The sequence below is a fragment of the Halopseudomonas salina genome (assembly GCF_014637955.1).
Lineage (GTDB): Bacteria > Pseudomonadota > Gammaproteobacteria > Pseudomonadales > Pseudomonadaceae > Halopseudomonas > Halopseudomonas salina.
Genome location: NZ_BMFF01000001.1, coordinates 166,705 through 181,242 on the forward strand (window position 1 = coordinate 166,705; position 14,538 = coordinate 181,242).

Annotated in this window: 13 protein-coding genes and 1 tRNA gene; 6 read left to right on the forward strand and 8 right to left on the reverse strand. The window is 57.5% G+C overall.

The features are described 5' to 3' along the window. Positions 1-184: 184 nt before the first annotated feature. Genes imuA through IEV54_RS00810 form a run of 3 tightly spaced genes read left to right on the forward strand, consistent with a single transcriptional unit; the run spans position 185 to position 5,308 of the window. Positions 185-802 (forward strand): translesion DNA synthesis-associated protein ImuA, encoded by a 618-nt coding sequence (imuA, locus tag IEV54_RS00800; protein ID WP_150277724.1) that lies wholly within the window; start codon positions 185-187, stop codon positions 800-802. Between the two features lie 4 nt (positions 803-806). Further along, positions 807-2,222, forward strand: a complete 1,416-nt coding sequence (locus tag IEV54_RS00805) for a Y-family DNA polymerase (RefSeq protein WP_150277723.1) — start codon at positions 807-809, stop codon at positions 2,220-2,222. Next, a complete protein-coding gene (locus tag IEV54_RS00810; protein ID WP_195809119.1) occupies positions 2,198-5,308 on the forward strand; it encodes an error-prone DNA polymerase in 3,111 nt (1,036 codons plus the stop codon). The genes IEV54_RS00805 and IEV54_RS00810 overlap by 25 nt, the downstream gene beginning before the upstream one ends. Positions 5,309-5,334: 26 nt before the next feature. Here the strand turns inward: IEV54_RS00810 and IEV54_RS00815 are convergent, their stop codons facing one another. The 5 genes from IEV54_RS00815 to IEV54_RS00835 all read right to left on the reverse strand — a co-directional run bounded on the left by IEV54_RS00815 (position 5,335) and on the right by IEV54_RS00835 (position 9,500). Further along, the gene (locus IEV54_RS00815; protein ID WP_150277721.1) at positions 5,335-6,486 is read right to left on the reverse strand and encodes an acyl-CoA dehydrogenase family protein; all 1,152 of its coding nucleotides are present in this window, start codon (positions 6,484-6,486) and stop codon (positions 5,335-5,337) included. Next, positions 6,487-7,533 carry an enoyl-CoA hydratase/isomerase family protein gene (locus IEV54_RS00820; RefSeq protein ID WP_150277720.1) on the reverse strand — a complete coding sequence of 349 codons (1,047 nt, stop codon included), beginning with the start codon at positions 7,531-7,533 and terminating at the stop codon, positions 6,487-6,489. It abuts the gene before it with no gap. Then, positions 7,530-8,423 (reverse strand): 3-hydroxyisobutyrate dehydrogenase, encoded by an 894-nt coding sequence (mmsB, locus tag IEV54_RS00825; protein ID WP_150277719.1) that lies wholly within the window; start codon positions 8,421-8,423, stop codon positions 7,530-7,532. Before mmsB ends, IEV54_RS00820 begins: the two co-directional genes overlap by 4 nt. A 100-nt stretch (positions 8,424-8,523) precedes the next feature. Next, positions 8,524-9,288, reverse strand: a complete 765-nt coding sequence (locus IEV54_RS00830; RefSeq protein ID WP_150277718.1) for a substrate-binding periplasmic protein — start codon at positions 9,286-9,288, stop codon at positions 8,524-8,526. A 135-nt stretch (positions 9,289-9,423) separates the two neighbouring features. Further along, a tRNA-Met gene (locus IEV54_RS00835) sits at positions 9,424-9,500 on the reverse strand. A 209-nt stretch (positions 9,501-9,709) separates the two neighbouring features. On the opposite strand from IEV54_RS00835, the gene IEV54_RS00840 reads away from it, so the two are divergent. Together IEV54_RS00840 and dinB are read left to right on the forward strand one after the other, a co-directional pair. Continuing rightward, positions 9,710-10,936, forward strand: a complete 1,227-nt coding sequence (locus IEV54_RS00840; protein ID WP_150277717.1) for a GGDEF domain-containing protein — start codon at positions 9,710-9,712, stop codon at positions 10,934-10,936. Positions 10,937-10,997: 61 nt separating this feature from the next. Then, positions 10,998-12,092: a DNA polymerase IV gene (gene dinB / locus IEV54_RS00845; protein ID WP_150277716.1), complete on the forward strand. Its 1,095-nt coding sequence runs from the start codon at positions 10,998-11,000 to the stop codon at positions 12,090-12,092. A gap of 5 nt (positions 12,093-12,097) precedes the next feature. On the opposite strand, the gene IEV54_RS00850 is transcribed toward dinB, so the two are convergent. Continuing rightward, the gene (locus IEV54_RS00850; RefSeq protein WP_150277715.1) at positions 12,098-12,535 is read right to left on the reverse strand and encodes a hypothetical protein; all 438 of its coding nucleotides are present in this window, start codon (positions 12,533-12,535) and stop codon (positions 12,098-12,100) included. Positions 12,536-12,680: 145 nt separating this feature from the next. Here IEV54_RS00850 and IEV54_RS00855 point away from each other — a divergent pair, with 145 nt between their 5' ends. Next, positions 12,681-13,463 (forward strand): SDR family oxidoreductase, encoded by a 783-nt coding sequence (locus IEV54_RS00855; RefSeq protein ID WP_150277714.1) that lies wholly within the window; start codon positions 12,681-12,683, stop codon positions 13,461-13,463. Positions 13,464-13,520: 57 nt separating this feature from the next. Here IEV54_RS00855 and IEV54_RS00860 read toward each other — a convergent pair whose 3' ends face one another. Together IEV54_RS00860 and IEV54_RS00865 are read right to left on the reverse strand one after the other, a co-directional pair. After that, entirely contained in the window at positions 13,521-13,970 is a 450-nt protein-coding gene (locus IEV54_RS00860; protein ID WP_150277713.1) for a DUF2489 domain-containing protein, read from the reverse strand. Positions 13,971-13,974: 4 nt separating this feature from the next. Beyond that, on the reverse strand, positions 13,975-14,445 hold the full coding sequence (locus tag IEV54_RS00865) for an LEA/WHy family protein (protein WP_150277712.1): 471 nt from the start codon (positions 14,443-14,445) through the stop codon (positions 13,975-13,977). Positions 14,446-14,538: the final 93 nt, after the last annotated feature.

Genomic DNA, 14,538 nt, shown 5'->3' on the forward strand with positions numbered 1-14,538 from the left:
CAACAGCTCTCGTTCCCGGCTCTGGCTTGGCACGCTTTCCAGCAGGGTCATCAATTGTCCTCTCTGTATTTTTTCTTCTGACCGGAGTTGTCGGGCCATCCGTCTGCCCAGTACAAAATCCCGTTGACCGAGTTTTTGCCGGTGATATGCTGTATGTATATACAGTAATCGTGGGGTAGGGATCATGGGTGCCGTTGTCGCTCTGGACACCTTGTTGCAGCAGCGTCAGGTTTGGAAAGGCCAGCCTACGGGTTTGCCTGCCCATATTCAGCCTACCGGGCATGCGGCTCTGGATGCGGCATTACCCGCCGGTGGCTGGCCAGATACAGCTTTGAGCGAGATCCTTTATGCCCGCGATGGCATGGGCGAACTACAATTGCTCTGGCCCACCCTGGCGCGTTTGAGCCAGGCAGGTGAGCGCATCATGCTGGTCGCGCCGCCCTTCATCCCCTATGTTCCGGCCTGGCAGGCTGCGGGGATCGATCAGCGGCAACTGGTGATGGTTGATGCTGCGGGGGATCAGGCTCTGTGGGCCGCAGAGCAATGCCTGCGATCGGGCTGTTTTGGCGCGGTAATCTGTTGGCCTCAGCGCGCTGGTGATCGAGCACTGCGGCGGATCCAGGTCGCCGCGGAAACTGGCGAAACTCTGGCTTTTGCCTATCGGCCGCTGGCTGAATCAGCAAATCCGTCACCCGCGGCGTTGCGCCTGGTGATCGATGATGCGGCAGGCCAGGTCAGGGTGCTCAAGTGCCGTGGCGGTCGCCCCTCGGCTAATGCGATAAGCATTCGAGCAGGGCGCTAAAGCTATGCGTTGGGCCTGCATACTCTTTCCCCAGTTAGCTCTTGATGGCGTGCTGCGACATCGTGAAGACCCCAAGGCAGCGCTGGCTCTTATTGCTGGTCCAGCTCAGCGGCGGATGCTGCAGACGGTTACTCCTGCCGCACGCGAGCTCGGCCTGCGACCCGGCATGACGCTTACCGCGGCCAGGGCATTGACCGATGAGTTTGTTATCGCTGAATACGACGAAAAGCAGATCGAGCACTGGCATCATCTTCTGGCTGCCTGGGCCTATCGTTTCAGCTCCCACGTGAGTCTGCATTATCCTCGGGCTTTACTTCTGGAAGTACAGTCGAGCATGGGGCTGTTCGGTCCCTGGTTGCATTTCGAACAACGGCTGCGCAATGAGCTGGATGCCATGGGCTTCCGCCATCGCATTGCCCTGGCGCCCAATCCCGCTGCTGCCCGGATGCTGGCCAATAGTCATGACGGCATTGCCGTTCCTGACCGGCATGCACTGCGAGAAACGTTAGGTAGGATGTCTGTTGAGCGTATTGGCCTGGCTGGTGAGACGGCGACTGCCTTTTCGCGGATGGGGCTGCGGCGCTTGCATCAGGTGCTCGCGCTGCCCCGCGATACCCTGGCCCGGCGTTTCCCGGAACAGGTTCTGCGGCATATCGACACCTTGCTCGGGGACCGCCCCCTGGTGCTTGATTGTTTCGCACCGCCGGATTTTTTCGATGTGCGCATCGAGCTCAATTTTGATGTGGAGTCCAATCAGACGTTATTTTTTCCCGTCAAAAGGTTGGTGTCCGACCTGGCAGCCTTTCTTGCAGGTCGCGATAGCGGAGTGCAGCGTTTTATCCTGCATCTGGAGCACCGCAATCTGGAGGATACCCGGCTCACAGTCGGCCTGTTGGCGGCTGAACGCGAGTCCGAGATGCTCTTCGAATTGACCCGCGGACGACTCGAAACCCTGCAGATACCCGCTCCGGTCCAGGCCGTGCGCCTGGTTGCCAGGGACCTGCCACGTTTTGTGCCCGAATCATCCCAGCTGTTCGAAGATCGGCCGCAGCAGAAGCTGCCCTGGGAGCAGTTACGTGAACGGCTGCGCGCCCGCCTGGGCGATGATGCTGTGCTTGATATATGCAGCCATCCGGATCATCGACCCGAACACGCCTGGCGCCAACAGGCAGCAGGCAAACCTGACCTGGCGGTTGCCCTGCCGTTGCGGCCTGGCTGGCTGGTGTCCGAACCTGTCGCGCTGGGGGACGATGCCGGACAGATACTGGCGGGCCCGGAAAGGATCGAGTCCGGTTGGTGGGATGGCGCAGACGTTCGTCGAGATTATTACCTGATCAGAACTGAACATGGTCAGCTGGCCTGGGCATTTCGCCAAGTCGGTCAGGCCGGACCATTCTGGCTGCACGGCTGGTTTGCATGACGGATTATGCCGAGCTGCATTGTCTATCGAATTTTTCTTTTCAGCGTGGCGCATCAAGCGCCGCTGAATTGTTCGAGCGCGCAGCTCGGCATGGTTACCAGGCCCTGGCAGTCACGGATGAATGCACCATGGCTGGCATAGTCCGCGCCTGGCAGGCGTCACAGGAAAATCAGTTGCGGTTGATAGTCGGCAGTGAAATGCAGATACAAGGCGGGCCCAAGGTGGTGCTGCTGGCGGAAGATCTGACCGGTTATCAGGTGCTCTGCGATCTGATTACCCGGTCCCGTCGCCGGGCGGAGAAGGGTGATTATTGCCTGCTCGCCGAGGATTTTGATCAGCCGTTACGGGGTTTGCTGGCGCTGTGGATTCCTGAATCTGGAATAGATGATGAACAGGGCCGCTGGCTTAAACAACGATTTAACGAGTGTCTCTGGATAGCTGTCGAGCTGCACTGTGGCCCTGACGATGCTGCGCGATTACAGGAGCTGCTGGCCTGTGCAGAGCGGTTGCAGATCAGGCCGGTGGCGGCCGGGGATGTGCATATGCATGCCCGTGGCCGCCGGGCCTTGCAGGATACAATGACCGCAATTCGTCATCACTGCACCGTCGCCGAAGCTGGCCTGAGGCTGTTTCCCAACGGTGAACGCCATTTGCGCAGTCCGCAGTTGTTGGCAGAGATTTATCCTGAGTTTCTGCTGGCAGAAACACGTACGATCGCCGATCGCTGCCAGTTCGACCTGGGTCAGTTGCGCTATCAGTATCCGCGGGAACTGGTGCCTGAGGGTCATACCGCCAGCCAATGGTTAAGACATCTGACGGAGAAGGGCATTGCCTGGCGCTGGCCAGAGGGTATTACTGCCAAGGTACGTCAACAAGTCGACAGCGAGCTGGAGCTGATCGAAGAGCTGGAGTACGAAAGCTACTTCCTCACAGTGCATGACATAGTCCGTTTTGCCCGCAGTCGACATATCCTCTGCCAGGGGCGCGGTTCGGCAGCCAATTCTGCCGTGTGTTTCGTGTTGGGCGTGACCGAAATTGATCCGGCACGGATGAATATGCTGTTCGAACGCTTTCTATCCCGGGAACGCAATGAGCCGCCGGACATCGACGTGGATTTCGAGCATGATCGGCGCGAAGAAGTCATCCAGTATGTGTTTCAGCGCTATGGGCGCAACCGCGCTGCCTTGACTGCGGTAGCCAGTTCCTACCGCGGTGCTGGCGCCCTGCGTGATGTTGCCCGGTCCCTGGGGTTGCCGCCGGATCAGGTCAGTGCCCTGGCCGAGTGCTGTGGCCGTTGGAGCAGCAGGATTCCCAGCCATGAACGATTGCGCGAAGCCGGATTTGATCCGGATAATTTGATATTGCATCGGGTACTGACGTTGACCGAACAGCTTATCGGTTTTCCCCGTCACCTGTCGCAACATCCGGGCGGCTTCGTTATCTCCGAACACCCTCTGCAGACCCTGGTGCCGGTAGAAAATGCGGCAATGGATGATCGCACCATCATCCAGTGGGACAAGGATGACCTGGACATGGTCGGTCTGCTCAAGGTGGATATTCTCGCACTGGGAATGCTCAGCGCCCTGCGTCGCAGCTTCGATCTGCTACGCGACTATCGCAACCTTGATCTTACCCTGGCGACCATACCCGCTGAGGACAGTGCCACCTACGACATGCTGGGCCGTGCCGATACCGTGGGTGTATTCCAGATTGAATCCCGGGCGCAAATGGCGATGCTACCCCGGTTAAAACCCAGAACCTTCTACGATCTGGTGATCGAGGTGGCCATAGTGCGCCCGGGTCCTATCCAGGGCGATATGGTGCATCCCTATCTGCGGCGGCGCAACGGCGAGGAGCCGGTGGTCTACCCATCAGAGGCCCTGAAAGCTGTTTTCGAACGTACCCTGGGCGTACCGTTGTTCCAGGAGCAGGTGATGGAAATGGCCATCGTCGCTGCGGGCTATTCTGCCGGGGAGGCCGACCAGTTACGTCGTTCTATGGCCGCCTGGAAGCGGCGGGGCGGCCTTGAGCCTCATAAGGAACGGCTGGCCAAGGGCATGCTGGAGCGTGGCTATACCGCCGAGTTTGCCGCGCAGATATTCGAACAGATCAAGGGTTTTGGCAGCTATGGTTTTCCCGAATCCCATGCGGCCAGTTTCGCCCTGCTGACCTATGCCAGCAGTTGGCTCAAATGCCATGAACCCGCTGCCTTCGCCTGCGCCCTGATCAATAGCTGGCCAATGGGTTTCTATAGCCCCGACCAGATTCTGCAGGATGCACGCAGGCACCGGATCGAGACGTTGCCCGTCGATGTGCAGTGCAGTGACTGGGATTGCTCCCTTGAGCCCACAACCGATATGCCTGTCCAAACGGAGCAGCCAGCTATTCGGTTAGGTCTGCGCATGGTCCGGGGGCTGCATGAGGAAGTGGGCCTACGCATTGCCCAAGCCAGACAGAAAAAAACCTTCGATGATGTGAGCGATCTCAGCGTGCGTGCCGGATTGAGCCATCGAGATCGCGAATTGCTGGCTGATGCCGGCGCACTGCTGGGGCTGGCCGGTGACCGGCACAAGGCACGCTGGGCGGTGGCCGGGGTTGAGCCTCAGCTGCCCCTGTTTGCCGGCCAGTCTTCAGGTCAGGAAAAGCAGGTGCTGCTACCGGCGCCTACGGTCGCTGAAAACCTGTTTGCGGACTATGCCGCAGTGGGTACCACGCTGGGACCGCATCCGTTGAAACTGTTGCGCGAAGAACTCAAGCGTTGCCGTTGTCGCAGCTCTCGGGATCTACTGGTGGCCGAAAGTGGACGGCTCATATCGGTCGCCGGGCTGGTCACCGGTCGCCAGCGACCCGGCACGGCCAACGGCGTTACTTTCGTCACCCTTGAGGACGAGTTTGGCATGATCAATGTGATCGTCTGGCAGGATCTGGGCGAGCGGCATCGCAGGGAGCTGGTGGGTTCGCAACTGCTGCGCGTGGATGGGCGGTTCGAATCAGAGAAGGGCGTCAGGCATGTCATTGCCGGGCGACTGCAGGATCTGACCCCCATGCTGGCGGGCCTGGATGTGCGCAGCCGGGATTTCCACTAACAGCTGCACATATCCGGCCTGACTCGCTACAGGCTGTAGTGTCTCAGTTCCCTGGCGATCAACAACCGCTGGATCTCGCTGGTCCCCTCATAAATCTGGGTAATGCGCGCATCCCGGTAAAGCCGCTCAACTGAATAGTCCTCCAGATAGCCATAGCCACCGTGGATCTGGATTGCTTTGGAGCAGACATCCTCGGCCATTTCACTGGCAAACAGCTTAGCCTGGGAGGCTTCTGACAGGCAGGGCTGGCCTGCGGTACGCAAGCGCGCTGCATGCAAGATCAGCAAGCGTGTTGCATTGAGCTTCATATGCATGTCGGCCAGCATGTTGGCGATGCTTTGATGTTCGGTCAGCGCCTGGCCAAACTGGGTGCGGTCACGGGCATAGATCAGAGCCGCCTCGAACGCTGCCCGGGCAATGCCCAACGCCTGCGCGGCGATACCGATACGGCCGCCTTCCAGATTGGATAGCGCTATCGACAGACCCTTGCCGCGAACCCCAAGCAGGCTGCTTTCCGGAATCCGGCAATTATCCAGGGTGATGGCGCAGGTGTCGGAGCCGCGGATACCCAGCTTGTGTTCCATGCGGTCGACGCGAAACCCCGGGTTATCCGTAGGAACCAGGAAGGCCGACAGGCCTCTCTTGCCCAGTTCCGGGTCAGTGATCGCAAACACCACGGCCAGGCTGGCGCGTTTGCCGTTCGTCACGAACTGCTTGGCGCCGTTGATGACCCACTCGCCATTCTCAAGTACCGCGCGGGTACGCAAGTTGTGCGCCTCGGATCCCGCATGGGGTTCGGTGAGACAGAAGCAACCAATCGCCCGACCGGTGGCCAGCTTTTCCAGCCAGGTGTCCTGTTGTTCAGCTGAGCCGTAGTTGAGAACCGGCCCGCAGCCAACCGAGTTATGCACGCTCATCAGAGCGCCTGTTGCCCCGCAACCTGCGGATATTTCTTCTACCGCCAATGCGTAAGCGCTGTAGTCGGTAAAACTACCGCCTTTTTCCTCAGGGACGACCATGCCGAGCAGCCCCAGCTCACCCATCTGCTGGACGACGGCATCGTCGATCCAGCCATCACGATCAAATTGCGCTGCCCTGGGTGCCAGCTCGGCGCGCGCAAACTCTCGCGCCATATCGCGCACCATGCGCTGGTCTTCGCTGAACTCAAGATCGTTCATTTACAGCCCCTTGAAGAAAGAATCGACCCTCTTGGGGTCCAGTTTCGAGATGGAGGAGGGGTTCCACTGTGGGCTCTTGTCCTTGTCGACGAGCAGGGCGCGAACGCCTTCAACGATGTCGCCATGCTCGAACCACTGACGATCCAAATGCAGCTCCATGGCAAAGCATTCCGGCAGGCTGAGCTTGCGGCCGCGGCGCAACAGTTCGAGGGTGACAGCCAGGGCCAGAGGCGAGCGTTTATCCAGGATTTCCACGGTTTTCTGCGCCCATTCCTTGAATTCACTGCGGTGTTCACTCAGCAGTGACTGGCGGATAGCGGGTATGTCATGTTCGACAAAGTGATGGTCAATGGCGGGCTGCAACTTGGCTAGGTCACTGCCGGGCAGTTCAGTCAACGCAATATCACGCAGCATCTGTTCCGGCGTTTTCAGCGACCAATCCAGTTGGTCGAAATGCTGATCCAGTTTCGACATGCGTTCGCTGGGCAGATGGACGTCGGCTAGGCCCGCGTACAGTGCGTCTGCGGCGCCTATATGATTGCCAGTGAGGCCCAGATAAGCCCCCAGCTCGCCAGGCAGGCGGGGCAAAAAATAACTGCCGCCTACATCGGGAAAATAACCGATGCCGGTTTCGGGCATGCCCAGTCGCGCGCGTTCGCTGACCAGCCGTAGGCTGCAACCCTGCGCCAGGCCCATGCCTCCACCCAGAACAAAGCCATCCAACAGCGCAATTACGGGTTTGGCATAATCATGAATATATTGATCAAGCATGTACTCATGGCGGAAAAACTCCTCGATACCCTGCTTGCGTGCCTTGTGCAGCTCATAGAGTCCTCTTATGTCGCCGCCTGCGCAGAAGGCGCGATCGCCGGCGCCACGCAACACAACGGCCTTGACGGATTCATCGCTGGACCATGCCTTGAGTTGGGCATGCATCAGTCGCACCATTTCCAGCGTCAGCGCGTTGAGGCCCTCCGGACGGTTCAGCGTCAGATAGCCTATGTGGTTGCGCGTTTCGGCCAGAATAACCGCTTGCGACTCTGTCATTGATCCTCTCCTGAATACAGTTTGATAATGGCGGAAAAGTCCATAGCTCCGTGGCCCTGGCTACTGAACATCTGATAGAGCTGCTGGGCTAGTGCGCCAAGTATGATGGGTTGCTTTTGCTGTTTTGCCGCTTCGGTTGCCAGGCCCAGATCCTTGAGCATCAGGTCGGTGCCAAAGCCCCCTGTGTAGTTCCTCGAGGCGGGTGCGCCCTCGATCACCCCCGGATAGGGGTTATAGGTATCAGAACTCCAGCAGCGCCCGCTCGAGGTGTTAATCACACCAGCCAGTACTTTCGGATCCATTCCCAGAGACACCCCGAGATTCATGGCTTCCGCTACGCCTATCATGGAGATGGCCAGCAACATATTGTTGGCCACTTTGGCGGCCTGACCGTTGCCCGCGGGGCCACAATGCACGACATTTTTCCCCATGGACTGCAAAACTGACAAGGCGCCATCGTAATCCGTATTGTCTCCACCGACCATAAAAGTCAGGGTCCCGGCTTCTGCCCCTCCTGTGCCACCCGAAACCGGAGCGTCGAGCATCGGATTACCCTGCTGCAATGCAGCGGCAGCTACGTCACGGGCGGTCATTGGATCGATGGTTGAGCTGTCAATCAGACGCACCCCCGGGGCTACGCCGGACAACAGGCCCTGTTCGCCGAGGTAGACCTCTCTGACATGGGATGCTGCCGGTAGCATGGTGATGATCAGTTCCACATCGCTTTGTGCGATGTCGATAATCGAAGGAGCGGCAGTTGCCCCTGTGTTAACCAGACTTGCAACAGCCGCGGCTGCCAGGTCAAAAACAGTTAGCCGGTAACCTGCGCGGAGCAGATTGCGCGCCATCGGCGCGCCCATGTTGCCCAGGCCAATAAAACCAATATGCATGTTGGCAGCTCCGTGGTCTTCTGATTGGTGTTATCCAGTCATGGTAGTCGGCAAGCAGCGGTTGATACAGGGGGATACCGGACGCGGGCAGGACTTCGGGTCAGTGGCTGCTATTGGGCGGCAACTGAAGTGAGTTACGAAACATCTCATCCAATTCGCCGTTGGCACGCATCTCTTCCAGCGCGGCGCGTACCAATGGTACGTGAGCTGCGGTGCGGCTGCCGTGGGATACATACAGGTAGGCTTCATGGCCGCGGGTGAGCACCTGGGCACGGAAAATGCCGGGGTCGAGCTGCGCTTGCCTGAGGCTGTGATGCAGTAAAATGTCGCTGGTTATCAGAGCGTCCAGACGCCCCAGCTGCAGCATGCGTAATGCCTGATCAAGGCTCGATACCGGCAGCTTGACGATGCGCTGGTCAGCGTGGAAATCCTCGCCATAATAGGTGCCGCCAATATAACCCAGCGTCTTGCCAGCCAGAGCGCCGAGGGTCAGGTTTAGCCGCGACTCGCGATGGGTCATCAACATAATGTCGCTCACCTGTACCATGGCGACCCGCTCGGCAAAACTGTCCACCTCAGGGTTTTGAAACAGCATCGTGTAATCGCCATCGCTTCGGCTGAAGTCAGCCAAAACCCGTTGGTGGGGCAAAACCCGGTAGTTCATTTCAATACCGGCTTGTTCGGAAAGCCGCGAGGCAAATCTCTTTATAATGCCTGCCGGTTGATTGTCCTTGTCGAAATAGCCCCATGGCCAGACTTCGGCAATCAGAAAGGTCGGTGTTGCGGGTGGTTGAGTCACCGGAGCGCCCACTGCACTGCATGAGGTGATCAGTAGGGATAGCAGTAACAGTCGAGGTGAAAACATAAACGGGCCTGGGTATTATGGCTGGATGTCGCCGACAGTATAGGGCTGTCAATCCTGTCCGCAATATTCCTCTGGGTCGAAATTCAGGCAAAAAAAACCGCCGAAGGAGAGTATCCGTTCGACGGTTTTTCAGATTGGTTGCGGGGGCAGGATTTGAACCTACGACCTTCGGGTTATGAGCCCGACGAGCTACCAGACTGCTCCACCCCGCGTCTGAGGGCTGCATTCTACGCATTGGCGCTGCGCTGTCAAGCGATTGAACAGAAAAGATTTTTTTGTCTCGCCGGCGTCGGGTTGATGATGGCTGCCGGCTTTAAGATTAGCGCCTCGGCAGGCCCCGGATTCCATGACATGCGTCACAATGCCACTATGGATACTTGGCTTTGTTACATTCTCAGGCGTATGCTTGACAGGCTGATGAATGAAAATAATAAAAAATCGCCCCCTCGTGGCGGTGGAGTCCAAAGTGACCGATGAACCCAAGCGTTACTCCCTGTCTACCTGGCGCGGTGAATTTCTTCATACGGATACCGAGCTTGCCTATCGGGAGCATGTCAAGGAAGAAACAGCCAGACACTTGATTGTAGCCTTGCGGGTGTGGGCTTTCCTGCTGCTGGCGTTTGGCTGGCTCGACTATATCGCCCTGGGCATGAGTGAGGGTTTTTACCACCTGATGGGCATGCGGGTGTTGTCGGCAACGCTGGTGCTGATATTCTCCGTTGCAGTCAAATTCAAGCCCCGGCTTGCCAGAGACGGCATTGGCGTCACGGTCATCGAGGTCATTGGCTTCTTTCTGTTTTTCCTCATCTATTTCGTGCGACCGGACATTATCAGCTGGAACATTGGCGTTACCGTCATCCTGCTGATCAGTATCTACATTTTTGTACCCAATCGGATCATAAACTCCAACCTTGTAGCCTTGTTCGGTATATTCGGTTCCCTTTATTGCATCTACTTGCTCAATGTTGCGCCGCCACTTCTGGTGGGGATTTTCTTCATCCTCTGCCTGCCGACCATCATTGGTTATTTTGCCGGGGTGCGGCTGAATTTGGGTAAGCGCCATCAATACGCACTGTTCATTGAAACGGTGCAGATCAATCAGTCCCTTCAGGCCGAGATAAAACGTCGGGAGGAGCTGGAGGTTGAGCTGAAGCTGCAGGCCACTACTGACCCGCTTACAGGGCTGCTGAATCGCAGGCAGTATGAAACCCTGTTTCGCCGCGAGCAGGAGCGGGTACGCAGGCATGGCAGCAAGTTGACTTTGTGTGTTACCGATCTGGACCACTTCAAAAAGATCAACGATCAGTATGGGCACGATGCCGGCGACCAGGTGCTCAAACACATCTCTGATCTGTTTGTTGCCACGCTAAGGCACACCGACATCGTGGGGCGTTTCGGTGGGGAGGAGTTCATTCTTTTGTTGCCTGACACCGACCTGGAAAACGCCATGATTGTCATTAACCGCTTGCGGGAAAAATTGCAGGCGAGCTCGGTCAAGTCCGATGATCTGGAGATTCGCATAACAGCTACCTTTGCGGTTACAGAGGTCAGCCAGGACGATGCAACTATCGAAGATGTGATTCGCCGCGCTGACAAGGCCTTGTACCAGGGCAAGGAAGCGGGCAGAAATCAGGTGGTTGCCAGTTAGCTTTCTCTGACCGGATGACCTTCGGTGATCCGGGTTCGCTTGACTGATCAGGTACAATAGGATGCTCCTATGGTCCCTATTGGATTTTCCGAGTCAGCCTGCCGTGCGCAAAATCATCCATGTCGACTGTGACTGTTTTTATGCTGCAATTGAAATGCGTGACGACCCACGCCTGCGCGGGCGCCCACTGGCTGTGGGTGGTGATGCTGACAAGCGTGGGGTCGTGGCGACCTGCAATTATGAAGCACGTGCATTCGGTGTGCGCTCGGCAATGGCCTCGGCCTACGCACGCAAGCTGTGCCCTGATCTGCTGATCGTGCCGCCGCGCATGGCGGCCTACCGTGAGGCATCTCAGGCTATTCAAGCGATCTTTACCCAGTTTACCCAGCTGATTCAGCCGCTTTCGCTGGATGAAGCCTATCTGGACGTGACAGCCAGTGAATCCTGTCACGGTAGTGCAACCTTGATGGCCCGCGAGATACGGCGGTTGGTACAGGCCGACCAGGGCATTACTGTGTCAGCTGGCGTGGCGCCCAACAAGTTCCTGGCCAAGATCGCCAGTGACTGGAACAAGCCCGATGGGCTGAAAGTCATCTTGCCTGAGGAGGTAGAGGAGTTCGTCAGAAGGCTTCCGGTTGAACGGCTGCATGGCGTTGGACGAGTAACGGCTGCGCGCTTGAAGAGCCTGGGTGTTGATGTGTGCGCTGAGCTCCTGCCTTGGCGCAAACAGGATCTTGCCAGGGAGTTCGGGAGTTTTGGCGAGCGACTGTGGCAACTGGCCAGGGGGATCGATGACCGACCCTTGGTTGTAGAAAGTAAACGGCAGTCGGTGAGCGTCGAAAACACCTATGATCAGGACCTGCCCGATCTTCAGGCCTGTCTCAACGCCCTGGCACCCCTGTTGGAGAAACTGGCTCAGAGATTGGGTCGGCTCGAAGGTGAGTATCGGGTGAGCAAGCCCTTCATCAAACTCAAGTTCCATGATTTTACCCAGACTACGCTTGAGCAGGCTGGCGCCCCGGTGACTCCGGAGGGTTATCGCGAGTTATGCATCCAGGCCTTTGCCCGTGGTGGCCGTCCAGTGCGCCTGATCGGTGTAGGTGTGCGTCTGGATCATGCACATAGCTTGCTCGGTGAGCAGCTCAATCTGTTCTGAGAAAATCAGGATTTCTGCTTGGCGCAGGCCGGGCATAGATGATTGTCGCCCTTGGGCGCCCAACCCATTTCACCAATCCGGACCACCGCTTTTTCTGTGCGTGCCTGCAGGTTGTCCTTGTCAAGCACAAGAAATTCGAACGCCTGCTCTTTTTCGCAGTTGCCGCATCGTATGGACCAGCCAAGCACTGAATGCCCGCGCAGATCAGGACCCCTGGCTGTGGCAGTCCATTGTCCCGGTGGGTTGATCAGATAACGCACCTTGTCGACCAGCAAGGACATTGGCAGGTCGCGGCTGCCCTTTATGGTGCAGACCAGCGTATCCCCCGGTTGGACACCGCCTCCCTGCCCGGTCACCTGAAAAAGGCCGGCTGCCAGGGTGCGGCACTCGATCAAAGTGTGTGCCGGGTTTAGAAGGCTGTGTCTGAAGTCGTGTTGAGCCATGGGAGTCACCGCAAATAGGGGACGGGTATGATAACACCCGAGCTTGGTGGTATATCACCCGGATCACTGATGGTCGGTTGAAAACCGGCGAGCAGTTATGATGTAGATACAACTGAATGCACTCACATCAAAAGAGGGATGTCTAATGAGCGTCAAGCAACTGTTCGATCTGACTGGCAAGGTCGCCCTGATTACCGGCGGAACCAAGGGTCTCGGCCTGCAGATGGCCGAAGCGCTGGGTGAACAGGGTGCGAAGGTATTCATCAGCGCGCGCAACAGTGCCGAAGTCGATGAGGTCGTCGCCCAACTCAATGCCCAGGGCGTGGAAGCCGGCGGCATCGCCTGTGACCTGGGAAAACTGGACACACAGCCGGTCAAGACCCTGGTTGACGCGGTCGAGGCCAAGTTTGGAACCGTCGATATTCTGATCAACAATGCCGGAACCAGTTGGGGTCAGCCTGCCGCGGAACATAGTTATGAGGGCTGGCAGAAAGTGATGACTCTGAACGTCGACGTGTGTTTCCTGATGGCTCAGGAAGTGGGTCGCCGGTTCATGATTCCAAGACGCTCCGGCAAAATCATCAACATTGCCTCGATTGCTGGCTTCAAGGGCAACCGTGCCAACTCCGGTATCCATACCGTGGCCTACAACACCAGCAAGGCGGCCGCAATCAACCTGACCCGCGCACTGGCAGGTGAATGGGGTGCCTACAATATCAATGTGAACGCCATATGCCCGGGCTACTTCCCCACCAAGATGGCCCAGGGCCTGGCGAAAGTGACCGAGATGATCAAGGAAGGCACTCCGCTGGGTCGCATCGGCGGCGAAGAGGACATCAAGGGGCCGGCAGTATTCCTGGCTTCCGAGGCCTCGCGCCATGTGACTGGTCAGGCCATCGCAGTGGACGGTGGTAATTCGGTAGTCTGAATAAGGTTTTGCCGGGTAAGACGCCCGGTATTTTGGCAGCGTTCGCGTTCAATCGAATCAGCGGGCGCTTGCCAGTCCTTTGCTCAATTGCGCCGCAGCTTCCTCAAGGCGTGATTTGTGATTCACCTCGATATCCGCCATCTCCGCCTCAAGGATCCTGCGCTCATCGCGTGGCAAGTCCTTCCATGCCTGGTGAGTAGGTATGTGCGCTGTGGCGTCATAAACCGTCTCGAATACGGTCAGGTCGAGGCTTTCGCGGCGTGGTCCTGTGTAATTGTCGAGCAGCACCTTGATCCGGATGGCGCCCTCGATCGCCGGTAACTGACCGCTAGTCAGGCTCTTTGCCAGAAACTCGATGTCGGTTGCCAGGCGCTCTTCGCGTTCGCGCTGCAGTGCCTGCTGCGCATCGCTTTTGCGTCGCACCTGGCGCCACAGAACAGCGGCATAAACAGCCAGTGCCAGAATGATTGTCACTCCAGCGAGGATTAACAAGTTCGATAACGGCATAATTTCAGAAACTCAGATCGGCGGGATTCAGCGTGCCTTTTTCGCGAAGATTAAGTCTAGGCGAGAAGAGCAGGCCGGTTCGGATATGACCTTCTATCCGATAATCCACGGGTTGTTGATTCTCGATCAGTTTGACGATGTCGCCCACATGTCGCCACAGATTGGACCGTACATTCAATTCAAAATATTCCGAGCCATAAGCCGGCACGTCAAAAATCTGATCGCTGACGCCAGTGGCCAGACGGGCATCATTCAGATAAATCTGGTATTGCATGCCCCGTATGGGCAGGCTTCGATCATTCGGGTTGTCCACTCGTAGCTTTAACCGGAACGACTGTTCCCACAAATTGGCCTTGAGCATCTCGACATTGGCCAGCGCAATATCCGGCTTGGTGTAGGAGGGGCTGAACAATGCGCACCCGGTCAGCAGTGACAGACCCGCTACCAACGCTATTACCGAAATGGTTCTGAACATGCGTACCCTCCAGGTATGGGGCAAGGCGCCTTTTTTATCGAGTTGCCGGACTGCCTGCGTCTGTCCATACTAATCAAATGCCGCTAATGGTGC